Annotated in this window: 22 protein-coding genes and 1 tRNA gene; 15 read left to right on the top strand and 8 right to left on the bottom strand. The window is 60.0% G+C overall.

The annotated features are described in order from the left end of the window. From UB23_RS11735 to UB23_RS11725, 3 genes are read left to right on the top strand one after another with little or no spacing between them, the layout of a single operon-like run. Entirely contained in the window at positions 1 to 582 is a 582-nt protein-coding gene (locus UB23_RS11735) for an RNA polymerase sigma factor (protein ID WP_045059481.1), read from the top strand. After that, on the top strand, positions 579 to 1,136 hold the full coding sequence (locus tag UB23_RS11730; RefSeq protein WP_045059480.1) for a hypothetical protein: 558 nt from the start codon (positions 579 to 581) through the stop codon (positions 1,134 to 1,136). The genes UB23_RS11735 and UB23_RS11730 overlap by 4 nt, the downstream gene beginning before the upstream one ends. An 11-nt stretch (positions 1,137 to 1,147) precedes the next feature. After that, entirely contained in the window at positions 1,148 to 1,417 is a 270-nt protein-coding gene (locus tag UB23_RS11725) for a hypothetical protein (RefSeq protein ID WP_236695853.1), read from the top strand. A gap of 91 nt (positions 1,418 to 1,508) precedes the next feature. On the opposite strand, the gene UB23_RS11720 is transcribed toward UB23_RS11725, so the two are convergent. Then, positions 1,509 to 1,585 (bottom strand) — tRNA-Arg (locus UB23_RS11720). Positions 1,586 to 1,934: 349 nt separating this feature from the next. On the opposite strand from UB23_RS11720, the gene gabD reads away from it, so the two are divergent. The 3 genes from gabD (at position 1,935) to UB23_RS11705 (ending at position 6,197) form a co-directional block, all read left to right on the top strand. Beyond that, positions 1,935 to 3,377, top strand: a complete 1,443-nt coding sequence (gabD, locus tag UB23_RS11715) for an NADP-dependent succinate-semialdehyde dehydrogenase (RefSeq protein ID WP_045059478.1) — start codon at positions 1,935 to 1,937, stop codon at positions 3,375 to 3,377. Between the two features lie 185 nt (positions 3,378 to 3,562). Beyond that, positions 3,563 to 4,840 carry a 4-aminobutyrate--2-oxoglutarate transaminase gene (gene gabT / locus UB23_RS11710; RefSeq protein WP_045059477.1) on the top strand — a complete coding sequence of 426 codons (1,278 nt, stop codon included), beginning with the start codon at positions 3,563 to 3,565 and terminating at the stop codon, positions 4,838 to 4,840. 142 nt (positions 4,841 to 4,982) lie between these two features. After that, the gene (locus UB23_RS11705) at positions 4,983 to 6,197 is read left to right on the top strand and encodes an HDOD domain-containing protein (RefSeq protein WP_045059476.1); all 1,215 of its coding nucleotides are present in this window, start codon (positions 4,983 to 4,985) and stop codon (positions 6,195 to 6,197) included. A gap of 112 nt (positions 6,198 to 6,309) precedes the next feature. Here the strand turns inward: UB23_RS11705 and UB23_RS11700 are convergent, their stop codons facing one another. Together UB23_RS11700 and desA are read right to left on the bottom strand one after the other, a co-directional pair. Then, positions 6,310 to 7,299 carry a GGDEF domain-containing protein gene (locus tag UB23_RS11700; RefSeq protein ID WP_045059475.1) on the bottom strand — a complete coding sequence of 330 codons (990 nt, stop codon included), beginning with the start codon at positions 7,297 to 7,299 and terminating at the stop codon, positions 6,310 to 6,312. 280 nt (positions 7,300 to 7,579) lie between these two features. Then, positions 7,580 to 8,764, bottom strand: coding sequence for a delta-9 fatty acid desaturase DesA (gene desA, locus UB23_RS11695; RefSeq protein ID WP_045059474.1), 1,185 nt, complete (start codon positions 8,762 to 8,764; stop codon positions 7,580 to 7,582). Positions 8,765 to 8,909: 145 nt separating this feature from the next. Here desA and dibA point away from each other — a divergent pair, with 145 nt between their 5' ends. The 6 genes from dibA to UB23_RS11665 all read left to right on the top strand — a co-directional run bounded on the left by dibA (position 8,910) and on the right by UB23_RS11665 (position 15,185). Further along, complete coding sequence (gene dibA, locus UB23_RS11690) at positions 8,910 to 10,829, top strand: phosphodiesterase DibA (protein ID WP_045059473.1); 1,920 nt, start codon at positions 8,910 to 8,912, stop codon at positions 10,827 to 10,829. A 227-nt stretch (positions 10,830 to 11,056) separates the two neighbouring features. Continuing rightward, positions 11,057 to 11,239: a sulfur starvation response protein OscA gene (oscA, locus tag UB23_RS11685; protein WP_007975618.1), complete on the top strand. Its 183-nt coding sequence runs from the start codon at positions 11,057 to 11,059 to the stop codon at positions 11,237 to 11,239. A gap of 98 nt (positions 11,240 to 11,337) precedes the next feature. Next, the gene (locus tag UB23_RS11680) at positions 11,338 to 12,351 is read left to right on the top strand and encodes a sulfate ABC transporter substrate-binding protein (protein WP_045059472.1); all 1,014 of its coding nucleotides are present in this window, start codon (positions 11,338 to 11,340) and stop codon (positions 12,349 to 12,351) included. Positions 12,352 to 12,491: 140 nt separating this feature from the next. Continuing rightward, a complete protein-coding gene (gene cysT / locus UB23_RS11675; RefSeq protein WP_045059471.1) occupies positions 12,492 to 13,310 on the top strand; it encodes a sulfate ABC transporter permease subunit CysT in 819 nt (272 codons plus the stop codon). Positions 13,311 to 13,322: 12 nt separating this feature from the next. Next, positions 13,323 to 14,192 carry a sulfate ABC transporter permease subunit CysW gene (cysW, locus tag UB23_RS11670; RefSeq protein WP_045059470.1) on the top strand — a complete coding sequence of 290 codons (870 nt, stop codon included), beginning with the start codon at positions 13,323 to 13,325 and terminating at the stop codon, positions 14,190 to 14,192. A gap of 3 nt (positions 14,193 to 14,195) precedes the next feature. After that, positions 14,196 to 15,185, top strand: coding sequence for a sulfate/molybdate ABC transporter ATP-binding protein (locus UB23_RS11665; protein ID WP_045059469.1), 990 nt, complete (start codon positions 14,196 to 14,198; stop codon positions 15,183 to 15,185). A gap of 102 nt (positions 15,186 to 15,287) precedes the next feature. Here the strand turns inward: UB23_RS11665 and UB23_RS11660 are convergent, their stop codons facing one another. After that, complete coding sequence (locus UB23_RS11660) at positions 15,288 to 15,809, bottom strand: Mpo1 family 2-hydroxy fatty acid dioxygenase (protein WP_045059468.1); 522 nt, start codon at positions 15,807 to 15,809, stop codon at positions 15,288 to 15,290. 84 nt (positions 15,810 to 15,893) lie between these two features. Here UB23_RS11660 and UB23_RS11655 point away from each other — a divergent pair, with 84 nt between their 5' ends. Both UB23_RS11655 and UB23_RS11650 read left to right on the top strand, forming a co-directional pair. Then, a complete protein-coding gene (locus tag UB23_RS11655) occupies positions 15,894 to 16,583 on the top strand; it encodes a Crp/Fnr family transcriptional regulator (RefSeq protein WP_045059467.1) in 690 nt (229 codons plus the stop codon). Between the two features lie 54 nt (positions 16,584 to 16,637). After that, the gene (locus tag UB23_RS11650; protein ID WP_045059466.1) at positions 16,638 to 17,003 is read left to right on the top strand and encodes a response regulator; all 366 of its coding nucleotides are present in this window, start codon (positions 16,638 to 16,640) and stop codon (positions 17,001 to 17,003) included. Between the two features lie 2 nt (positions 17,004 to 17,005). Here UB23_RS11650 and UB23_RS11645 read toward each other — a convergent pair whose 3' ends face one another. Continuing rightward, the gene (locus UB23_RS11645) at positions 17,006 to 18,010 is read right to left on the bottom strand and encodes an AraC family transcriptional regulator (RefSeq protein WP_045059465.1); all 1,005 of its coding nucleotides are present in this window, start codon (positions 18,008 to 18,010) and stop codon (positions 17,006 to 17,008) included. A gap of 100 nt (positions 18,011 to 18,110) precedes the next feature. Between UB23_RS11645 and UB23_RS11640 the strand changes: the two genes are divergently transcribed. Continuing rightward, a complete protein-coding gene (locus UB23_RS11640) occupies positions 18,111 to 19,184 on the top strand; it encodes a fatty acid desaturase (RefSeq protein ID WP_045059464.1) in 1,074 nt (357 codons plus the stop codon). Positions 19,185 to 19,232: 48 nt separating this feature from the next. Here the strand turns inward: UB23_RS11640 and UB23_RS11635 are convergent, their stop codons facing one another. From UB23_RS11635 to UB23_RS11625, 3 genes are read right to left on the bottom strand one after another with little or no spacing between them, the layout of a single operon-like run. Beyond that, complete coding sequence (locus UB23_RS11635) at positions 19,233 to 20,843, bottom strand: arylsulfatase (protein ID WP_045059463.1); 1,611 nt, start codon at positions 20,841 to 20,843, stop codon at positions 19,233 to 19,235. A 14-nt stretch (positions 20,844 to 20,857) separates the two neighbouring features. Beyond that, entirely contained in the window at positions 20,858 to 21,673 is an 816-nt protein-coding gene (locus tag UB23_RS11630) for an ABC transporter ATP-binding protein (protein ID WP_045059462.1), read from the bottom strand. Then, positions 21,670 to 23,265, bottom strand: a complete 1,596-nt coding sequence (locus tag UB23_RS11625; RefSeq protein WP_045059461.1) for an ABC transporter permease — start codon at positions 23,263 to 23,265, stop codon at positions 21,670 to 21,672. The genes UB23_RS11630 and UB23_RS11625 overlap by 4 nt, the downstream gene beginning before the upstream one ends. Positions 23,266 to 23,445 lie beyond the last annotated feature (180 nt).

Here is a 23,445-nt window from a genome sequence, read left to right as displayed (position 1 = left end):
ATGACTGCCCCGCCCCCAAGCTCGGCCACCAGCAGCGACGAATCGCTGCTGGCCCGCTACCGCTCAGGCGACAGCGTGGCGTTCGAGATCCTGTACGCCCGCCACCGCCAGGGACTGTACCGATTCCTTCTTGGCCTCAGCGGTAAAGCCGAGCTGGCCGAAGAGGTGTACCAGGACACCTGGCTGAGCCTGATCCGCAGCACCAGCCAGCCACAAGGCCGGGCGAATTTTCGTACATGGTTGTACCAGATTGCCCGCAATCGACTGATCGACCACTGGCGCAAACACGGAATTCGTAACCCTTTGCACGACAGCTATGACGAACAGGTCCACGCCTTGCCTGATGACGCCGCCGACCCCGCGCAATTACTGAGCTTGAGCCGCGACACCCAGCGCCTGGAAACCGCCCTGCAAGCCCTGCCGGCGGACCAGCGCGAAGTGTTCCTGCTGCGTGCCCACGGCGATCTCGACTTGCCACAGATCGCCACCCTCACTGAAACACCGCTGGAAACCGTCAAGAGTCGCTTGCGTTACGCCCAGCAAAAACTGCGTCGGCTGCTGGCCGAGGAGGTACTGACATGACTGACGCCCGTAAAGCACCTGAAGAGGAAGTGGTGAAACACTTTCGTGAACAGTCTACCGACGAGCCACCGGCACACCTGGATGCGTTCATCCTCGCCGCAGCGCATCGAGAAACCACGGCACCCAAGGCAAGCCTCTGGCAGCGGTGGTCGCAAGCCTGCCAAAAGCCGCGCTGGCAAGTCGCATTCGCCAGCCTGGTCGGCGTAGCGCTGATGCTGGCGCTGGTACAACCCGGTCCCGAGCAGGAGCCCGTCTACGACTTCGCGCCAACCCCCAAAGCCTCCGCCCCGGCACCTGCAGCGCCGATGGCCGAACTCGCCGCGCCTGCGCAGCGTGAATCCATGCGTGCGCAAATGGCCGACGAAGCCAAAGTCAGCAAACGCATGGCGGCGCCGGCAAAGAGCCTGGATGAGCAGTTGCTTGAGGTGGTACGCCTGCAGGAAACCGGTCAGAAACCAGCGGCGGACAAGTTGTTAGAGTCGCTGAAACAACGTTTCCCCAACGAAAACCTCGACGACCGGCTCAAGGAACTGCAGAACAACCAGCACCGATAACCGTCCGCCATTTGGCAACCACCCCCGAAAGCGCGCACTATCGGGCCATAGCCGATGCGTTGGAGGAAGCCATGGCGAAAAAAATCGACCGCATCGCCCAAATGCTCAACTGCCCGGTGAAGGGAGAGGAACTAAGGCGGGCAGTGACCGAGAGCCGCAAGGAATTCCTGTTGGCTCAGGAGGAGGAGCAGGCCTTGGAGGAGGATGACCTTGATGATGGGGTGTTCGAGGATGAGGAGGGGGATGATGAATATGATGAGTTTGATTGGACTACGGAGTGAGGGAGCTGCGGAGTAAACCTGATTCAGGTCGAGACACCACCCACAAAAAAAGCCCCAGACCTTAAGGCCTGGGGCTTTTTCGTTTCTACTATGGTGCACCAGGCGGGATTCGAACCCACGACCACTGCCTTCGGAGGGCAGTACTCTATCCAGCTGAGCTACTGGTGCAAGCGGGCGCCATGATACTCATAAGCGCTGCGGGCGTCCATGCTGCTGAATCGCCTGTGTTTTTTTGGCCGCCGAACGGACGGTTGTCACGTTGATCAGAAAAAATGGGCAAAAGAGCGGTTTTCGTTCTTTTTTTCGAACAGGCTATTGTCCTTTACCCCCTTTGATCCTAGGATTCGTTTGAGATTTCAAACGCTCTTGTCTGGGTGCTGAACCGCGCGAGTCCAATCCGTGCGCTATTTATGTGCTTCAGCCCGGTGAATGATTTCCCTGACGGCAGCCTATAAGGCGCCTTTCTACAATCATAATTTGCTCCGCGCCCGGCGCGGTGCTGTTAAGGAAAGCCGACATGCAGCTTAAAGACACCCAGTTGTTCCGCCAGCAAGCCTTCATCGATGGCGCTTGGGTCGATGCGGACAATGGTCAGACGATCAAGGTCAACAACCCGGCAACGGGCGAAATTCTGGGCACCGTGCCGAAAATGGGCGCTGCCGAAACCCGCCGGGCAATCGAAGCCGCAGACAAGGCGCTGCCGGCTTGGCGTGCACTGACCGCCAAGGACCGTGCGAACAAGCTGCGTCGCTGGTTCGAACTGATCATCGAAAACCAGGACGACCTGGCTCGCCTGATGACCCTGGAACAGGGCAAGCCATTGGCCGAAGCCAAGGGCGAAATCGTCTACGCGGCTTCCTTCATCGAGTGGTTCGCCGAAGAAGCCAAGCGCGTCTACGGTGACGTGATTCCGGGCCACCAGCCAGACAAGCGCCTGATCGTGATCAAGCAGCCCATCGGCGTGACCGCGGCAATTACCCCGTGGAACTTCCCGGCCGCGATGATTACCCGTAAAGCCGGCCCGGCCCTGGCCGCCGGTTGCACCATGGTGCTCAAGCCTGCTTCGCAGACTCCGTTCTCGGCGTTCGCCCTGGCTGAGCTGGCCCAGCGTGCCGGCATTCCTGCTGGCGTGTTCAGCGTTGTTTCCGGCAGCGCCGGCGACATCGGCAGCGAGCTGACCAGCAACCCGATCGTGCGTAAGTTGTCCTTCACCGGCTCGACTGAAATCGGTCGCCAGTTGATGGCTGAATGCGCCAAGGACATCAAGAAAGTGTCCCTTGAGCTGGGTGGCAACGCGCCGTTCATCGTGTTCGACGACGCGGACCTGGATAAGGCCGTCGAAGGCGCGATCATTTCCAAGTACCGCAACAACGGCCAGACCTGCGTCTGCGCCAACCGCCTGTACATTCAGGATTCGGTCTACGATGCGTTCGCTGAAAAACTGAAAGTGGCTGTGGCCAAACTCAAGATCGGCAACGGTCTGGAAGACGGCACCACCACTGGCCCGCTGATCGATGAAAAAGCCGTGGCCAAGGTCAAGGAACACATTGCCGACGCGGTGGCCAAAGGCGCCACCGTGCTGTCGGGTGGCAAATCCATCGAAGGCAACTTCTTCGAGCCGACCATCCTGACCAACGTGCCGAACAACGCAGCCGTGGCCAAGGAAGAAACCTTCGGCCCGTTGGCGCCGCTGTTCCGCTTCAAAGACGAAGCCGAAGTGATCGCGATGTCCAACGACACCGAGTTCGGCCTGGCGTCGTACTTCTATGCCCGTGACCTGGGCCGTGTATTCCGTGTGGCTGAAGCCCTGGAATACGGTATGGTCGGCGTCAACACCGGGTTGATCTCCAACGAAGTCGCGCCGTTTGGTGGCATCAAGGCGTCGGGCCTGGGCCGTGAAGGCTCCAAGTACGGCATCGAAGATTACCTGGAAATCAAATACCTCTGCCTGGGCATCTAAGCGCGGCAGACGGGAATGCAATAAGCGGAAAGGGCACGAGAGCGCTGACCCTTTCTGCGTTTCAACCGGAATTTTCTCTGTGGCCGGGAAAGCTATGGCAGTCGATCATCGCATGCTGCCGTAGTTGCCTCCCCGCCGCATTTTCCTTGAGCCACGCCGCCCGATGAGCGGCGAATGAGGACTTTATGAGCAAGACTAACGCTTCTTTGATGAAACGCCGCGAAGCCGCTGTACCACGCGGTGTTGGCCAGATTCACCCGATCTTCGCCGAGTCCGCGAAGAACGCTACCGTTACCGACGTTGAAGGTCGCGAGTTCATCGACTTCGCCGGCGGTATCGCAGTACTGAACACCGGTCACGTGCACCCGAAAATCATCGCCGCCGTGACCGCGCAGCTGAACAAGCTGACCCACACCTGCTTCCAGGTGCTGGCCTACGAACCGTACGTAGAGCTGTGCGAAAAAATCAACGCCAAGGTGCCTGGTGATTTCGCCAAGAAAACCCTGCTGGTGACCACCGGTTCCGAAGCCGTAGAGAACGCCGTGAAAATCGCCCGCGCCGCCACTGGCCGTGCCGGCGTGATCGCGTTCACTGGCGCTTACCACGGTCGCACCATGATGACCCTGGGCCTGACCGGTAAAGTCGTGCCTTACTCGGCCGGCATGGGCCTGATGCCAGGCGGCATCTTCCGCGCGCTGTACCCTAATGAACTGCACGGCGTGAGCGTCGACGACTCGATCGCCAGCATCGAACGCATTTTCAAGAACGACGCCGAGCCGCGTGACATCGCTGCGATCATCATCGAGCCGGTTCAGGGTGAAGGCGGTTTCTACGTCGCGCCTAAAGAGTTCATGAAGCGTCTGCGCGCCCTGTGCGACCAGCACGGCATCCTGCTGATCGCTGACGAAGTGCAGACTGGCGCTGGCCGGACCGGCACGTTCTTCGCCATGGAACAGATGGGCGTGTCTGCCGACCTGACCACCTTCGCCAAGTCCATCGCTGGCGGCTTCCCGCTGGCGGGTGTGTGCGGTAAGGCTGAATACATGGACGCCATTGCTCCAGGCGGCCTGGGCGGTACCTACGCCGGTAGCCCGATCGCGTGCGCTGCTGCGCTGGCAGTGATGGAAGTGTTCGAAGAAGAGCACCTGCTGGATCGCTGCAAGGCAGTCGGCGAGCGTCTGGTCACTGGCCTGAAAGCCATTCAGTCCAAGTATCCAGTGATTGGTGAAGTACGTGCCCTTGGCGCGATGATCGCGGTCGAGCTGTTCGTAGACGGTGACAGCCACAAGCCAAACGCACCGGCAGTCGCCGCCGTTGTGGCCAAGGCTCGCGACAAAGGCCTGATCCTGCTGTCGTGCGGCACCTACGGCAACGTTCTGCGCGTACTGGTACCCCTGACTTCGCCGGATGAACAACTGGACCAAGGTCTGGCAATCATCGAAGAGTGCTTCTCGGAGCTTTGATCTACAGTGCTCGTATGAAAGTGTGAGCTGATCGACAAAAAAACCCGCCTAGGCGGGTTTTTTTTGTACGTGAAACCCGCAGCGCTGTTTCCTGTGGCCTGCATTGAATATGGTGCATGCATTGAGAGGGGAGCCTGTTTGCATGAGAGCTGTTGAGTTACCCGCTGTACCTCGAGTGCTGATTGCCGAGGCGGATCCGTGGTCGCGGGATTTGCTCCAGCAAGTACTGCTGAACGTGCGCTGCGATGCTCGCATCGATCTCTGTGCCGATGGCCAGGACGCGTTGTCGCGACTCGCGGAAAACGCCTACGACCTGGTGATCGTCGACTGGGAGTTGCCTGGTGTGGATGGCTTGAATGTGTTGCGCAGCGTTCGCCAGCGCAAGCGCAATCCGCCGTTGCCGTTCATTCTGATGAGCAGCCGCAATGACAGCGCCAGCGTGCGCGAAGCCTTACCGTTGGCACCTACGGCTTACCTGACCAAGCCGTTGAACATGGAAAACCTGACCCAGCGATTGCAGGATCTGCTGCTTGATGCCGGGCAGGAAGTTTTTTGTGAAGTGCCGGCCCTGGCGGCGGGCATGACCTTGGCGGTGTATCTGGAGCGCCGGCGGACTCTGGCTGACGGTGCACCACTGATGACCGATGTGGAGGTAGCGGTCAAACGCAGCCTCAACCCCGGCGGGCTTGACCTGACCGTCCTCGAAGAGGGAACGCGTACCGATCCGCAGATTACCGCCGTGCTGATCGCTGCCGCCAACAGCGCCGCCCAACACCGCGGCGCTGCCGTGCAAACCCTGGCCCAGGCCCTGCATCGCCTGGGCTGCGGGCAGAGCATGAACCTGATTCTGGGGCTGACCCTCAAGCGCACCGCGCGGCTCAGCGACCCGTACCTGGCTGACTACGCCGAGCGTTATTGGGACCTGTCGCTGCATACCGCCGAATACGCGCGGACCCTGGCCCGTCTTCTCGACCTGGACCAGGAGCGCTGTTATTGCGCGGGCATGCTGCATCGGCTGGGTGACCTGGCCTTGCTGCGTTGTTTGCAGGAATGGAAGCAGGCCGGCGGCGAGCTGGACGAGTTGGCTGACGTCGACGAAGCGCTGAGTGGATTTGCGGCCGCTTACGGTTCGGCGCTGCGCACCCGCTGGCGCCTGCCGCTGCAGCTGCGAGAGCTGATCGCGGCGGTCTATCAGCTCGGTGGCGGGGTTTATTCCCGCGAAGCGCTGGTGATGAACATGGCGGCTCAACTGGCGGGCCTGGGCGAGGATGAGGGGCTTGAGGCGCTGGCCAAGGGGCGCACGGCGAGGTTGCTGCAGATCGGCCTGCCGGAGTTGGTGCGGTTGCGCAAAAAATAGCCACCCCCGCCCCGCAGGAGCTGCCGAAGGCTGCGATCTTCTGATCTTTGGTTAGCCCCAAATCAAAAGATCGCAGCCTCTTTTCTCTCGGCAGCTCCTACAGGGGGGCGAATCAGCCGGGGATGATCCGGTTCTTGCCCTGTCGCTTGGCTTCATACATCGCGGCATCCGCCCGGGAGAACAGGCTGTCGACACTTTCATCCTCAGGTAAGAGGCTGGTCAGGCCCTGGCTGATGGTGATGGTGAAAGTCCGGCTGTCGTGGCTGAAACTCAGTTGTTGAATTTCCCGTTGCAGGCGCTCGGCCACCTGCATGGCCACCCCGGGCTCACAGCCTGGAAACACTGCCGCAAACTCCTCTCCGCCGATGCGCCCGAACACGTCACCACGACGCAATGCGGCGCGACCGCACTCAGCGATGCGTTGCAACACGTTATCGCCTTCCTGGTGGCCATAGGTGTCGTTCACGGTCTTGAAATCATCGATATCCAGCATCAGGAACGACAGCGGGGTGCCCTGGGTTCGCGCCCGCTCGAACTCGTGGTTGGCGCATTCAAAAAAATGCCGGCGGTTGCTGCTTTCGGTCAATTCGTCGGTAGTGGCCAGGCGTTGCAGTTCGGTTTCGAGGTGCTTTTTTTCGGTGATGTCTTCAGCAATGCCGACGATGATCAAAGGCTGGCCCGGCTCGCCCTGGCGGTTGATAAAGCACTTGTCGCTCAGCCAGCGTACCTGGCCGTCGGCGGTAACGATTCGATACTCACGGTCTTCGACCGAGCCTTTGTCCAGCACGGAGGCCAGGCTGCGTTCGGCTTCTTCCAGGTCATCCGGGTAAACGCTGTCGCGCCACTGGTTGTAGTCGGCCAGCAACGGGTCGGTGGGGCGCCCAAAAATTCGTTCGTAGGCCGGGCTGACATAGAGCACCTCGCGGGTTTCCCAGTTGAATGCCCACAGCACCGCATTGACGCTCACCAGCAGCGAGCTCAACAGCTGTTCGCGTTCACTCAAGCGCGCGACCTCGCCTCGGGCCTGCATCAGCGCCATCAGGGTCTGGGCGGCCTCTGGCCATTGCGGCGGGGAAGAATCCTGCGGGTTTTTATCGACCATCGACACTAATCTCAAAGAGCGTGCCGCGAGTTCGGCAGCGGCTGCAACGAAGACCGCCAGGGTGGCGAAGTGCTTTTGAGATAGGGGATTTGGAACTAAGTTCCCGGGGCAGGGAGAGCAGGGGGATGCACCCGCCGGGCGGTAAGCTAAGGGTTTTATCGCGTGCAGCGGTTGTTCAGGGGGCGTTTGCTGCGCAAAAAGCGAGCGGGAGCAAGCATACTCGCCACAGGAGCGCGCCTTGCTGTCGCGGAGCACCTCGGGCGAGGTGCTCTGCGTGGGGTCAGGCGTTGGCGGGGCGCAAGGAGTAGGTTTTCAGCTGGTCGGCGAAGTCACGCAGGGACTGAATCCCGCTGGCTTCAGCCTCGTGAATCCATTCCTTGATGGCTGCCAGCATGTCGTGACCATTGGAACTGGTCTTGACCCAGATCTGCTGCAAAGCCAGGCGCTTCTCGTAAATGACTTTCAGGGCCTGACTGTGCTCGAGCATGGTCTGGATCCGCACATGGTGCTTGTCATCCAGCAGGCTGGTTTCACGCGACAACAGACGCTTGGCCCGGTGAAACTGGTGGCGAACGGAGTGATCGACCTTTTCCAGCTCTTGCTTGACCAGGGGCGCGATGACCAATTTGCGGTACTGGGCCATGATCTGGAAACGATTGTTGAGGATCGCCATGGCGGTATCCATGTCCAGGTTGCCTTTGCCTTCAACCCGATGGGCAATTGGCGCGACCCGCTGAACCTTGGCCAGGCGCAGGAAGCTGAAAACCTGGATCCAGGCCCAGCCGAGGTCGAACTCCCATTTCTTCACCGACAGTTTTGCCGAGTTGGGGTAGGTGTGGTGGTTGTTGTGCAGTTCTTCGCCGCCAATCAGGATGCCCCACGGCACCAGGTTGGTGGCCGCATCGCGGCATTCGAAGTTGCGATAACCGATGGCATGGCCCAGGCCGTTGACCACGCCGGCCGCCCACACAGGGATCCACATCATCTGGATGGCCCAGATGGTGATGCCGATGGTGCCGAACAGCAACACGTCGATGACACCCATGATTGCCACGCCCAGTAGCGGAAAGCGGCTATACAGGTTACGTTCGATCCAGTCTTCCGGGCAGTTCTTGCCATAGATGCGCAGGGTCTCCGGATTTTCCGCTTCGGCGCGATACAGCTCCGCACCTTTGCGCAAAACGGTGGACAGGCCCTTGACGACGGGGCTGTGCGGGTCATCGCCGGTTTCGCATTTGGCGTGATGCTTGCGGTGGATAGCGGTCCACTCACGGGTGTTCTGCGCCGTGGTCAACCACAGCCAGAAGCGGAAGAAATGTTTCAGGCCGGCATTGAGCTCAAGGGAGCGATGGGCTGAATAGCGATGCAGATAGACAGTGACGCCGATGATTGTGATGTGGGTCATCAGCAGGGTGACTGCCACCAGTGACCAAGGCGACAAGCCAAGAAAACCTTCGTACCACATAGGCTGTAGGGCCCTCGATAAAGAAAAAAACAGCCCTCGCATTATCACCAAGCGCACAGATAAAACCAGTCACCCTTTCAGATAAGAGTGGCTGGATGTTTCTTTACCCTATAATTCCAATCATTTGAGGGACATGGACGACCGAATGTCTGCCACCTATCGCGACGCCCTGCGTGCAGCGCTGCTGTATCTGCTGCTTTCCGTCCTCTGGGTTTCGCTCAGCGGTTTTGCATTAAACAGTTTCTTCGATGATTCGGCCGAAGCGTTGCATTGGCAAACGATCAACGGCTACATCTGGCTGATTCTAAGCGCGGGCATTATTTTCATTGCCCGCACGCGTTTGTTCCGCTGCCTTGGGATCGGTGCGCAGTTGCGTGAGCGTTCTGCGGATAGAGAGCGGCTGCGTCAGGCGGCGGCCGTGTTCGATTGCACCCGCGAAGGCGTGCTGGTCACAAATGACAAAGGATTGATCGTTCACGTCAACCGGGCGTTTATGCAGATCACCGGCTATCAGCGCGAAGAAGTGATGGGCCAGCAACCGAGCCTGTTCAAATCCGGTCGCCATCCGGCGAGCTTCTACCAGGCCATGTTCAAGACGCTCAACAGTGTTGGCGAGTGGAGCGGTGAAATCTGGAATCGGCGCAAAAGCGGGGAAATCTACCCGCAGTGGCAGACGATCCGTATCGTTCGCGACGATGATGGACGGGTCAGCCAATACGTGGCGGTATTTTCCGACATCAGTGCAATCAAGAACTCCGAGAATGAGCTGACCCATCTCGCCCATCACGACCCATTGACCGACTTGCCCAATCGCCTGCTGTTCACCGACCGCGCCGAACAGGCCGTGGCATCGGCACAGGTGCACAAGCGCGGCTGCGCCCTGCTGGTGATCGACCTGGATCACTTCAAGATGATCAACGACAGCCTCGGTCACACCGTGGGCGATCAGATGCTCAAGGCCGTGGCCGAGCGGCTGCTGGCGATGTTCGGGCCAGGCATTACCCTGGCCCGCCTCGGGGGCGATGAATTTGCAGTCCTGGCGGAAGGTTGCCCGCAACTGGTCCATGCGGCGGCGCTGGCCCAGCGGATCATTGACGGCTTCAAGGAAGCCTTCGTGATCGACGGCAATCAGCTGTTCATCAACGCCAGCGTGGGCATCAGCCTGTTTCCCAGCGACGCCCTGAGTGCCGCGCAGTTGCTGCGTAATGCGGACGCGGCCTTGTTCAAGGCGAAAAATGCAGGCCGCGACAGCTATGCGCTTTATACCGAAGAACTGACGGCCCAGGCCCAGCAGCGGGTCGAGACCGCGTTCGAATTACGCAGGGCGCTGGAGCAGGATGAGCTGCGGGTGTATTACCAGCCGGTCCACGACCTGAAGACCAGTCGCCTGATCGGCGTCGAGGCGCTGGTGCGCTGGGAGCACCCTCTGCGGGGTTTGGTCTCGCCTGCCGAGTTCATTCCCATCGCCGAGCGTACCGGCCTGATCGCGGAAATCGATGCCTGGGTCATGCAGCAGGCGTGTCAGCAAATGTGCCAATGGCAGCAGTCCGGCGTTGTGTTGTCGTTTGTTGCGGTGAATGTGTCTGCGCGGCTGTTTGCCCGTCGTGAGCTGTACCAGCAGGTGGCGCAGGTGCTGCGCGACACAGGGCTCAACCCGGCGTTTCTGGAGCTGGAGGTGACAGAAAGCGCGGTAATGGATGACCCGGAAGTGGCGCTGGAGCAGATGCATCGCTTGCGTGAGCTGGGCGTGCGCCTGGCGATCGATGATTTTGGCACCGGCTATTCATCCTTGCTGCGGCTCAAGCGCTTGCCAGTACAGAAACTCAAGATCGACCAGGGTTTCGTTGCCGGGCTGCCGTGGGACGACGACGACGTGGCGATCGTGCGGGTGATTATCGCGTTGGCCAAGAGCATGGGCATGCAGGTGCACGCCGAAGGGATCGAGCAGGTCGAGCAGGCCAGTTTCCTGCTCGAGCACGACTGCGATCTTGGCCAGGGCTACTGGTTCGCGCGACCAATGCCTGCTGCGCAGCTCGACTGGGCGCGGGCGCCGCTTATCGGTTAGACGTTCTTGTGGTCCCCTTGAAAGATTGCGCAGCATCAATCGCAGCCTCGTTTCACTCGACAGCTCCTACGGGGCGGAGGATGGGCGGTGTTCGTCATGAGTACTTCTGGTTATATAAACATTCTTAAATAGTCTTTTTAAGAATATCCGCACCTATCTACTATTGGTCTCACGCCGCAAGCAGTGCCGCCACTGCCAGGCAACCTCTCAGTCGAAGGAGCAGCACCATGAGCGCATCCCTACGTAGCGTTGACGGCCAGGACGAAGCAACCATCCTGCGCGAGATCCAGAGCGCACTGCGCGACCTGCGGTTCGGGGCAGTGGAAATCACTGTGCACAACGCTCAGGTCGTCCAGATCGAACGCAAGGAAAAATTCCGTCTGCAGCAGCCGGGCAACAAGCCGGGCTGATCAATGATCACGCACTTGGCCGAACGATCTTTGAGCCGTACCGCGATTCCATAAAATCAAAAAAAGCCAACACAATCAGAATTCCAGGAGCTTTCACCATGTCGTCGATTCGTCATTTCGCTTTGGCCGCCCTGGCCAGTGCCCTTTTTGCTGGTTCCGCGGTTGCCAAGGACTACGAGCTCCTTAACGTGTCGTACGACCCCACTCGCGAGCTGTATCAGGAATACAACGCAGAATTCGTCAAATTCTGGCAGAAAGACCACGCCGGCGATTCGGTGAAAATCCAGCAGTCCCACGGTGGCTCGGGCAAGCAGGGCCGTGCGGTCATCGACGGCCTGCGTGCCGACGTCGTAACCCTGGCACTGGCCGGCGACATCGACGAAATTGCCAAGCTCGGCAAGACCTTGCCAGCCGACTGGCAGAAGCGTCTGCCGGAGGCGAGCACCCCTTACACTTCGACCATCGTGTTCCTGGTGCGCAAGGGCAACCCGAAAGGCATCAAGGACTGGGGCGACCTGGTTAAAAATGATGTGTCGGTGATCACCCCGAACCCGAAGACCTCCGGCGGCGCACGCTGGAACTTCCTCGCGGCCTGGGCTTATGGCCTCAAAGCCAACGGCGGTGACGAAGCCAAGGCCAAGGAATATGTGCAGACGCTGTTCAAGCACGTCCCTGTGTTGGACACCGGCGCTCGCGGTTCGACCATCACTTTCGTCAACAACGGTCAGGGCGACGTGTTGCTGGCTTGGGAAAACGAAGCGTTCCTGGCTCTGAAGGAAGATGGCGGCGCCGACAAATTCGAGATCGTCGTGCCTTCGCTGTCGATCCTGGCCGAACCTCCAGTGGCTGTAGTCGACAAGAACGCCGAGAAAAAGGGCAACCAGCAGATCGCCGAAGCCTACCTCAAGCACCTGTACAGCCCGGCCGGCCAGGAAATTGCAGCGAAGAATTTCTATCGCCCACGTGACAAGGAAGTCGCCGCCAAGTATGCCCAGCAGTTCCCGAAACTGGAGCTGGTGACCATCGACAAAGACTTCGGCGGCTGGAAAACTGCCCAACCGAAATTCTTTAATGATGGCGGGGTGTTCGACCAGATCTATCAGGCGCAGTAATCTCACTCGAAACGAGCCCCAACATGTGGGAGCGAGCTGGCTCGCGAAGGCGGTATTTCAGTGACAGGGATGTTGACTGATTCTTCCTCTTCGCGAGCAAGCCCGCTCCCACATTGATGCGTTTTTAACCAAGGACTTTTATGTCGCGTCGTATCTCCCCCGTCATACCCGGCTTCGGGCTGACGCTGGGCTACACCTTGGTGTACCTCAGCCTGATTGTGCTCATTCCACTGGCGGCGATGTTCGTGCACGCCTCTCAACTCACCTGGGATCAGTTCTGGGCAATCATCTCCGCGCCTCGAGTGCTGGCGGCGTTGAAGCTGAGCTTCGGCACTGCGCTCTATGCCGCGATCATCAACGGCATCATCGGCACGCTGCTCGCCTGGGTGCTGGTGCGCTATACCTTCCCGGGGCGCAAGATCATCGATGCGATGATCGACTTGCCCTTCGCCTTGCCGACCGCCGTAGCCGGCATCGCGCTGACTGCCCTCTACGCGCCTAACGGCTGGGTTGGCCAGCTGGCGGCGGATTTGGGCTTCAAGATCGCCTACACCCCCCTGGGTATCACCCTCGCGCTGACATTCGTTACGCTTCCATTCGTGGTACGTACGGTACAGCCGGTATTGGCCGATATCCCTCGTGAAGTCGAAGAAGCGGCGGCGTGCCTGGGTGCCAAACCCCTGCAGGTGTTTCGCCATATCCTGGTGCCAGCGCTGTTGCCAGCCTGGCTGACCGGCTTTGCCCTGGCCTTTGCCCGGGGGGTTGGCGAATACGGCTCGGTGATTTTCATCGCCGGCAACATGCCGATGAAAACTGAAATCCTGCCGCTGCTGATCATGGTCAAGCTCGACCAGTACGATTACACCGGCGCCACGTCCATCGGTGTGTTGATGTTGGTGGTTTCCTTCGTCCTGTTGCTGCTGATCAACCTGCTGCAACGCCGTATCGAAACCCCATAAGGAGGCGCACACATGTCCCAATCGTCTATTGCTGCTGCTTCCTCGAACGCTGCCCGTCGTGGCAGTGCCAGTTCCCGTCGGGTGCTGATCGGCCTCGGCTGGCTGGTGTTCGCCCTGTTCCTGTTGCTGCCGCTGATCATCGTGGTCTCCCAGGGTTTGAAAATGGGTATCGGTGCATTCTTCACCGCGATCTTCGAGCCTGATGCGCTCTCCGCGCTGAAGCTCACCCTGATTGCCGTATTGATCTCCGTGCCCCTGAATGTCGTGTTTGGTGTCAGCGCCGCGTGGTGCGTGAGCAAGTACTCATTCCGTGGCAAGAGCATGCTGGTGACCCTGATCGACCTGCCTTTCTCGGTCTCGCCAGTGATCGCCGGTCTGGTCTACGTGCTGATGTTCGGCGCCCAAGGGCTGTTCGGGCCGTGGCTGCAGGATCATGACATCCAGATCGTCTTCGCCTTGCCGGGCATCGTGCTGGCGACGATCTTTGTCACCGTGCCATTCGTGGCGCGGGAACTGATCCCGCTGATGCAGGAACAGGGCACCCAGGAAGAAGAAGCCGCCAGGCTGCTGGGGGCCAATGGTTGGCAGATGTTCTGGCACGTCACCGTGCCCAACATCAAGTGGGGCCTGATCTACGGCGTGGTGCTGTGTACCGCACGGGCCATGGGTGAGTTCGGTGCGGTGTCGGTGGTCTCCGGGCACATTCGCGGGGTGACCAACACCTTGCCGTTGCATGTCGAGATCCTCTACAACGAATACAACCACGTGGCCGCGTTCGCGGTAGCGAGCCTGTTGCTGATCATGGCGCTCTTCATCCTGCTGCTGAAGCAGTGGAGCGAAAATCGTATTAACCGCCTGCGCGCCAGCGCCGCGGAGGAATAATTCATGTCGATCGAAGTGCGTAACGTCAGCAAGAATTTCAACGCGTTCAAGGCGCTGGACAACATCAGCCTGGACATCCAGAGCGGTGAGCTCGTGGCGCTGCTCGGCCCCTCCGGTTGCGGCAAGACCACGCTACTGCGGATCATCGCAGGCCTGGAGACGCCGGATCAGGGCAATATCGTGTTCCACGGTGAAGACGTTTCCGGCCACGACGTGCGTGATCGTAACGTCGGCTTCGTGTTCCAGCATTACGCGCTGTTCCGCCACATGACGGTGTTCGACAACGTCGCGTTCGGCCTGCGCATGAAGCCGAAAAACCAGCGTCCGAGCGAAAGCCAGATCGCGGTCAAGGTTCACGAATTGCTCAACATGGTGCAGCTGGACTGGCTCTCGGATCGTTATCCGGAACAGCTTTCCGGTGGTCAGCGCCAGCGTATTGCCCTGGCCCGCGCCCTGGCGGTAGAGCCCAAAGTCCTGCTGCTCGACGAACCGTTCGGCGCCCTCGATGCCAAGGTCCGCAAGGAACTGCGGCGGTGGTTGGCGCGCCTGCACGAGGATATCAACCTGACGTCGGTGTTCGTGACCCACGACCAGGAAGAGGCCATGGAAGTCGCCGACCGCATCGTGGTGATGAACAAGGGCGTGATCGAACAGATCGGCTCACCGGGTGACGTCTACGAGAACCCGGCCAGCGATTTCGTCTACCACTTCCTGGGGGATTCGAACCGGTTGCACCTGGGCGAAGACAATCACGTGCTGTTCCGTCCTCACGAAGTGTCGCTGTCGCGTCATGAGCTGGAGGATCACCATGCGGCCGAAGTGCGCGATATCCGCCCACTGGGTGCGACGACCCGGGTGACGCTGAAAGTCGAAGGCCAGAGCGAGCTGATCGAAGCGGAAGTGGTCAAGGACCACGACAGCCTGACCGGGTTGGCGAAGGGGGAGACGCTGTTCTTCAAGCCGAAGGTCTGGCAGAAACTCGCCAACATCTAAAAGCATCGCGGGCAAGCCCGCTCCCACAGGGTTTGAGGTTGGTCACAAGTTTTGTGTTCAACACCCATCCACTGTGGGAGCGGGCTTGCTCGCGAAAGCGATCTACGCCGCCGCGTTTTTCTGACGCAGACGCACACCCCCCGCACGCGTCTCGATCTGCTCTTTCAGGTCATGTCGCAGCCCCAGCAGAAACGCCAACTCCGCCACCACAAACAACGGACCGACAATCAACCCCGTCACATCATCGACAAAGGCCGGTTTACGTCCTTCATAGTGATGCCCCACGAACTGGATCGCCCAACCCACCACAAACATGCCGATGCCGCTGGCCAGCCATACCGGGGTGCTTTGCTGGGCTAACACATGACCGGCCCAGACGCACAAACCCAGGAGTATCGTCATCAGTAGCCCGAGACGCAGTTCCAGACGCAGGTAGAACCAAGCCGACGCCAGCGACACCAGCACCGCCGGCGAAAGCCAGCCTCCAGCCCATTGCGGGCGGGACAGCAACACCGCTACCGCGACCACAATCAGCGGAATTCCGATGAAATGACTGGCGATGTTTCTCGGGTCGCGGTGATAAGCGGCATATTGACTGAGGTGGTCAACCAGGCTTTTTTTCATTGTTATTCCTCCTGTAGGGTGAGTGATCATCCACCGGTTGGATGTTTTGCTCTGTCAGCCAGGCGACAATCTTGAGGAGTTTTCATGGACATGCAGGTCTGGCGTGCGCGCTTGATGAACGGTCAGTGGTTCAGTCATCTGCCTGCTCCTCTACAGGATAGTCTGCTGGCAGCGGCCCGGCTGCGACGCTTGTCTGCGGGGCAGCGATTGTTCAAACGTGGTGACCCGCCATGCGGGCTGTACGCGGTGCTCGAGGGTGCCGTGCGCATCGGCGCAGTTAACGAGCAGGGCAAGGAAGCGCTGTTGAGTCTGGTAGAGCCGCCGCACTGGTTCGGTGAAATCTGCCTGTTCGATGGGCAGGCGCGCACCCATGACGCTTTTGGCCTGGGCCAGTGCACCCTGCTGCATATCCCGCAGACAGCGCTGTTGGCGATGCTCGATGAGCAGCCACTGCATTGGCGGCAACTGGCATTGCTGATGAGCCAGAAACTGCGCCTGACTTTTATCAATCTCGAACAGCTGAGCCTGCTGCCAGCCCCGGCACGCCTGGCGCACCGCTTGCTGATGATCGCCGACAGCTATGGCGAAATCGATCCGCCACGTCGTGTGCTGCACCTGCCACAGGAGCAATTGGCGTCGATGCTGTCACTCTCGCGCCAGACGACCAACCAGTTGCTCAAGGAGCTGGAAGGGCAGGGCGTCGTCAGCTTGAGGTACGGCGAGATAGAAATTACCGATGCCGAGCGGCTGCGGGCATTGGCGGTCATCTTTTAGTGGGTTTTGTCCCCGAACGCGCATAGCCTGTAGCGACGACAAATGAGGTGTGCCATGCGTGTGTTGTTAGTAGAAGACGAGCCGGAGACCGCCAAACTCCTGGCCAACGGCCTGGGTGAAGCGGGCTATACGGTCGATGTAGCGCTGAACGGGATGGATGGCCGACGTTTCATCGAGTCCGGCGCGTACGAGATGATCATCCTCGACGTCATGCTGCCGGGCCTCAACGGCTGGCAGCTGCAGCAACAGATCCGCAAACTCGGCGACACGCCGGTGTTATTCCTCACCACCAGGGACGGCATCGAAGACCGCCTGCGAGGGCTGGAACTGCACGAAGAAGACTACTTGCTCAAGCCTTTCAAGGTGAGTGACCTGGTGGCGCGGGTGCGCAAATTGTTGCGCCGGGATCGTGGGCGTTAACATCACCGCAATCCATCGCGAAACTGCCCCGGTGTCATCCCGGTCCAGCGCTTGAAGGCGCGGCTGAAGCTGCTGGTGTCGGCAAACCCCAGCAGGTAGCTGATCTCGCTCAATGAGCATTGCGGGTCCCGCAGGTGCAACAACGCCAGGTTCTCGCGGCTTTCGTTGAGCAACGTGTCAAACCGGCAACCTTCATCTGCCAGGTGCCGCTGCAGGCTGCGCAAACTCAAGTGCAGCGTGTGGGCGATGTGTTCTGCGCTGGGCTCGCCTTCGGGCAGTTGTTCTTCTATGGCGTCGCGGACCTTGCGTTCCCAGGTCAGCGGCTTGAGTTGCGCCAGGGTGCGCTTGAGCACGGTTTCGTTGTGCTCGGCCAGCTCCGGGTTGGCGTCGTCCAGATGACTTTCAAAGTCCACCAGGGAAAACTCCAGGCGGTCCTCGTCGGCGGCGAAGTGCACCGGTGAGCGGAAAACCTTGTGCCATTGGTGCGCATCAGCCGGTTCCGGACGCCGCAGGTACACCGCCATCGGCGCGTATTCGCGGCCCAGCCGGTTACGGCAGGTACGCACATAAATCGCAGTGAAGGCATCAATGGCTTCATAGGCCGGCGCCGGGCTGCCCGGCGGGACTTTCAGGCGGAAGCGATAACGATCCTCGCAACGGGTCAATTCGAGTTCAAGGGCATCGCTGACCACTTGGTGATAGCGCACGATGCGTTCGAAGACTTCGCGCAAGCTACCGCTGGCCACCAGCGCGTACCCGAGTGCGTGAAAGGTGGTCGGGCTGACAAAGCGTGAAACCCGCAGGCCGATCGCCGGGTCCCCACTGACCTGCACGGCAAGTTCCCACAGCCGCGTGGTGCCGGACAACGGATAACGGGCGTTAGGGTCGTCCATCCACAGCGGGTCGAGCCCCGCCTGGTGACACAGGGCGGTGCTGTCGAGGCCCAATGCGTCCAGTTGCTTGCGCAGGGCACGGGTCCAACTGGCGAGGGAGGTCGGTTCAGTCATGCTGATTGGCGCTTCCGGTCAACAGGTTGGCGTTCACGGCTACCGCCTTGCGAGGGTTCGCAAGGCAGGATGCGAACATCAATAACCAGAGGATGGAAGCATGGACCGTACTTCTGCAAGTCCCCAACGACTGAATGCATCCCAACGATCAGCGCATATTCGCGAAGTGGTGTTGGCCAAGGGCGTTGAATTGCGTCAGCGCTACCCCCTTCTCAATCATCAAGACGCCTTGGGCGCGGGGATTCTGGCCTTTGCGCTGGCTGGGATGATCGGTTCTGCAGCGCTGTACATCAACGGTCATATGGCCTGGTGGGTGTGCCTGCTGCTCAACGCATTTTTCGCTTCACTGACCCACGAACTGGAACACGATCTGATCCACAGCATGTATTTTCGCAAGAAGCGCATCCCGCACAACCTGATGATGGCTCTGGTGTGGCTGGCGCGGCCGAGCACGATCAACCCATGGATCCGTCGCCACCTGCACCTCAATCACCACAAGGTGTCCGGCACGGAAACCGATATGGAAGAGCGTGCCATCACCAACGGCGAGCCTTGGGGTTTCGCGCGATTCCTGATGATCGGCGACAACATCATGTCGGCGTTCATTCGCATGCTGCGGGCCAAAACCTGGGCGCATAAATTCAGCATCATCAAGCGCACGCTGAAAGTGTATGCGCCGCTGGCGTTGGTGCACTGGGGCGCCTGGTACGTGTTTCTCGGGTTTCATGCAGCCAATGGCGTCGCACATCTGATGGGCGCACCCATTGAATGGTCGGCCACCACGTTGTCAGTGATGCAGGTGATCGATATTGCCGTGGTGGTGATCATCGGCCCGAATGTGCTGCGTACTTTTTGCCTGCACTTCGTCAGCTCTAACATGCACTACTACGGCGATGTGGACCCGGGCAATGTGATGCAGCAGACCCAGGTACTGAATCCCTGGTGGATGTGGCCGATGCAGGCGTTCTGCTTCAACTTCGGCAGCAGTCACGGGGTTCATCATTTTGTGGTGAAGGAGCCTTTCTACATTCGCCAGATGACGGTGCCGGTGGCGCATAAGGTCATGCGCGAAATGGGGGTGCGGTTCAATGATTTCGGGACGTTCAAACGGGCTAACCGGTTTGTGCGCAAGGAAGAAGTTCAGGGGCAAACCGTGGAGGGTCTACGGGTCTGAAGCCCTCATCGCTGGCTTGCCAGCGATAGCGGTGCGTCAGGCAACAAATCAGTCCGGCTGGAAAGGCGACTCACTCAATATCACCCCGGTCTCATCGACATACTTCTGCCAATGCTCGATCAGGGCGTTCAGTTTCTCTGGCTGAAGCAACGCCAAATCATGAATTTCCCCCGGATCACTGCCCAAATCATACAGCTGCCAGGTCGCCGGCCCGACCGGCCCCGGAATGTAAACCGCTTTCCACTGCCCCTGCCGAATAGCCCGGCGCCCGAACAACTCCCATCCCGTCACCGTGTGCTCGTCGTGCACCTGCGCGGTCTCGCCCGACAGAAATCCCAGCCACGATTTGCCGCGAACCTCTGCCACTGACTTGCCACGCCAGCGCTTGCCGGGATGGCGAACGCCAGCCAGGTCGAGAATGGTCGGCGTGATGTCCATCACCGTGCCAAACCCATGACTGATCTGGCCCTTGAGTGGCAGTTGCGGATAGTGCACCAGCGCCGGCACTCGAATTCCCCCTTCAGTGGTGAAGGCCTTGAACAGCCGCGAGGGTGCAGTGGCTGTCTGCGCCCAATTCGGCCCGTACCAGACGTAGGAGTTGGCACGGCCGATATTGTCCAGGCTGTTGTCGTAATGCTGATTCAAATAAGTCAGCAACTCCGGACCGAATTTTGGAAACGCTTCCAGCAACGCGCCTTCGGCACCGTTATCGGACATGAACAGGATGAACGTATTGTCCAGCTGCCCTTGCTGGCGCAGGTAGTCGACGACGCGTCCGATGTTCCAGTCCATGCGCTCGACCATCGCCGCGTAGACCTCCATGGCCCGTGCGGAGATCTGTCGTTGCTCATCGCTCAATGCATCCCATTGCGCGCTCAGCTCAATCAACGGATGGGGCTCGACATCCGGCTCAATCAACCCCAGGGCCTTGAGTTTTTCCAGACGTTCCAGGCGCAGTACTTCAGGACCTGCGTCATAGCGGCCGCGGTACTTCTCGACCACATCGACCGGTGCCTGCAGCGGCCAGTGCGGCGCGGAAAAAGGCAGGTAAGCAAAGAATGGCCGGGTCTGGTCACGTTCCTTGAGGTACTGCAGAAGCTTGTCGCCGAAGGCATCGGAGGAATAGAAATCCTTCGGCAATTGGTCGATGAACGTGTCGTCCTCGATGTACAACGCCGGGGTGGATTTCAGCAGGCCAGGGGTTTGCTCGTCGTAGGTCGGTTCAAAGCCATAATGGTTGGCGGCGCCGGGCAGCAGCGAAAACGAGCGCTCGAAACCCCGTGCGTGCGGCGCCAGCTCTGCGGTCAGGCCCAAGTGCCATTTGCCGCTCATCAAGGTCTGGTAACCCGCCTCGCGCAGCAGCTCGGGCAGCGCCACGACTCGATCATTCAGATAGCCTTCGTAGCCCGGTTTGCCGATCAGGTCCGGGGTCAGCGCCTCGGCCATGGTGCCAATGCCAGCGATGTGATGGTCGGTGCCGGTCAGCAACATCGAACGGGTCGGCGAACAGGTGGGGGCTGTATGAAAGTCGGTCAGGCGCAGGCCGTTGCTGGCCAGGGCGTCGAGGTTCGGCGTCGCGATCTCGCCGCCGAAGGCACCGATGTCAGAGAAGCCCAGGTCATCGGCTAGGATCACTAGAAAATTGGGACGTTGCGGCATCGAAAATCTCCTGTTCAGCAGGCAATGAAGGACAGCGGCAGGTCACGTACCTGCACCGGCACGGGCGGTTGGTAATGGCTGTCGCTGGTCAGTTCGTGAAGCAGTTCTTCGCGCAGTTGATGAAAGTCGAAACTGCTGCGCTGACGCGGATGGGGCAGGGCGATGTCGACCACTTGCTTGATCCGCCCGGGACGAGGCTCCATCACCACTACGCGGTCAGCGAGGAAGATCGCTTCCTCGACATCGTGGGTGACCAGAATGGTGGTGATTTTGGCCCGTGCGCGGATCGCCAACAGCTCGTCCTGCATCTGCTGGCGGGTCAGCGCGTCGAGGGCGCCGAAGGGTTCGTCCAGCAGCAGGATTCGCGGGCTGGCCACCAGTCCGCGGGCGATGGCCACACGCTGTGCCATGCCGCCTGACAGCTGATGCGGATAAGCGCGGGTGAAATTGGTCAGGCCCACCAACTCGATAAAGTCTTTGATGCGTTTTTGCTTCTGTTCGGTGCTCAGTGGTTCGTTGACCAGGCCGAGGCCGATGTTGTCGGCCACCGTCAACCACGGAAACAGGCGATGTTCCTGGAAGACAATGCCGCGCTCGCCACCGATGCCGGTCACGGCTTTTCCGTCCACGCTGATCTGCCCCCGGAACTTCGTGTCGAGGCCCACCAGGAGCCTGAGCAACGTGGATTTGCCGCAGCCGCTGGAACCGACGATGGCAACAAATTCGCCCTCGGCAATGTCCAGGTTGAATTCGCCAATGGCCTCCAGTTCGACGCCGTCGACATCGAAGGTTTTGCCCACGTTGTTGAAGCTGACAATCGGTGCGTTCATGCGTGTCTCCAGCGAGTAGCGCGTATTTCGAGGCGTTGGCCAATGAGATTGAGCAGCGCACCTGTCAGGCCGACCAGCAGCATGCCCGCCATGATCAGGTCCATGCGCAGCAGTTGCTGTGCGCCGATCATCTGGCTGCCGATACCGCCGTTGGACGGCATGAAGTATTCAGCGCCGATGGTGCCGAGCCAGGCGTAAATCAGGCTCAGTCTGAGCCCGGCGAAAATCCCCGGCGCAGCCCCCGGCAATATCAGTCGACGCAAGCTTTGGCGCAGGTTCAGGCGCAGCACTTGAGCGGCTTCATTGAGTTGTGGCGAGAGATTGGCGACGCTGCGTTGAGTGGCGATAAACAGCGGGAAAAACGCGGCGAGGGCGACAAACACCCACTTGGCCAATTCCCCGAGACCGAACCACGCGGTGAGCAACGGCACCCAGGCGAAAATCGCAATCTGGCGGATCGCGGCGAGGGTCGGGCCGAGCACGCGTTCGCTGTTGCGCGACAGGCCCAGCAGCAAACCGAGCGCAAATCCCAGCCCGCCGCCCAGCACCAGGCCGCCAAGTGTTCGACCCAGGCTCAGGGCCATGCCGCTGATCAGCGTACCGTCGAGCAAACCCTTAACGGTTGTGGCTAGAACTGCCAGCGGACTGACCAGGATGTTGGCGTCGACCCACTGTTGTTCCGTGGTCAATTGCCACAAGGCCACTAGGGCAAAAGGCAGCAACCAGGGTTGTAGACGTTGCCAGCCCTGATACCTCGGACCCCTGCGGATCTCCGCCGTGGCCGGGTGCGGCCAGTGGACCAGCTTCTTGTCCAACAGACCGATCCCGCGATCCATGATCACGCCAATCAGGCCAATCACCACCATGCAGACAAACACAATGTCGAGCATGAACAACTGCCGCGCCCACACCATCAGGTAACCAATGCCTTCACTGGAGGCGAGCAATTCAACCGCCAGCAATGACGTCCATCCGGCGGCCAGCGCCAGGCGTACGCCCGCCATGAATGCCGGCAGTGCGGCAGGCAGCACCAGACGACGGATCAGTAGGCGAGGGGGTAACCGCAGCACGGCAGCGGCTTCACGTAATTTGGGTTGGGCATCACGCACACCCACCAGCGTGTGCAGCGTCACCGGCACCACGATGGCCTTGATCAGCACCACTAGTTTCAGTACTTCGCCAATCCCGAAAAACACCATGAACAGCGGGATCCACGCCAGGGTCGGGATTTGTGCCAGACCTGCGAAGGTCGGGAACACCAAGCGCTCAAGACGTTGACTGAATCCCAGCGCGGCACCTAATGCAGCGCCGGCAGTGATGCCGGTGAGCAGGCCCCAGAACAGGCGCTGCAGGCTGATCCACAAGTGGCTCCACAGTTCGCCCTGCGCAAGTTCGATGGCACTGCTCCAGACCAGCGAAGGCGCCGGCAGAATCTGCTCGCTCATCCAGTGATTGCGGCTGGCGAGCCACCACAGGGCGAACAGGCTTAAGGGCACTATCCAGGGCAACACGCGCTGGCCCAGTGTTGGCCAAAGACGGCCGTTAAGTGGCGCAGCGGCCAGCGGCAGGCTCAGCAGGGAAACACGGGCCATGGATGACCTCCGTTGTCGGTTTTATCGGGTCGTGGATTTAGATCAAAAGCTCGCAGCCTTCGGCAGCTCCTACAGGGGATCGACGTGCGTCCTTAGGGGGGCTCGACATGCATCCGTAGGAGCTGCCGAAGGCTGCGAGCTTGGCGATGCAATACCAGTGCCTGTCTCTTATACACATCT

The sequence above is a fragment of the Pseudomonas sp. ES3-33 genome (genome assembly GCF_000952175.1).
GTDB lineage: Bacteria > Pseudomonadota > Gammaproteobacteria > Pseudomonadales > Pseudomonadaceae > Aquipseudomonas > Aquipseudomonas gregormendelii.
This window is presented reverse-complemented; position numbering and strand designations above follow the sequence as displayed.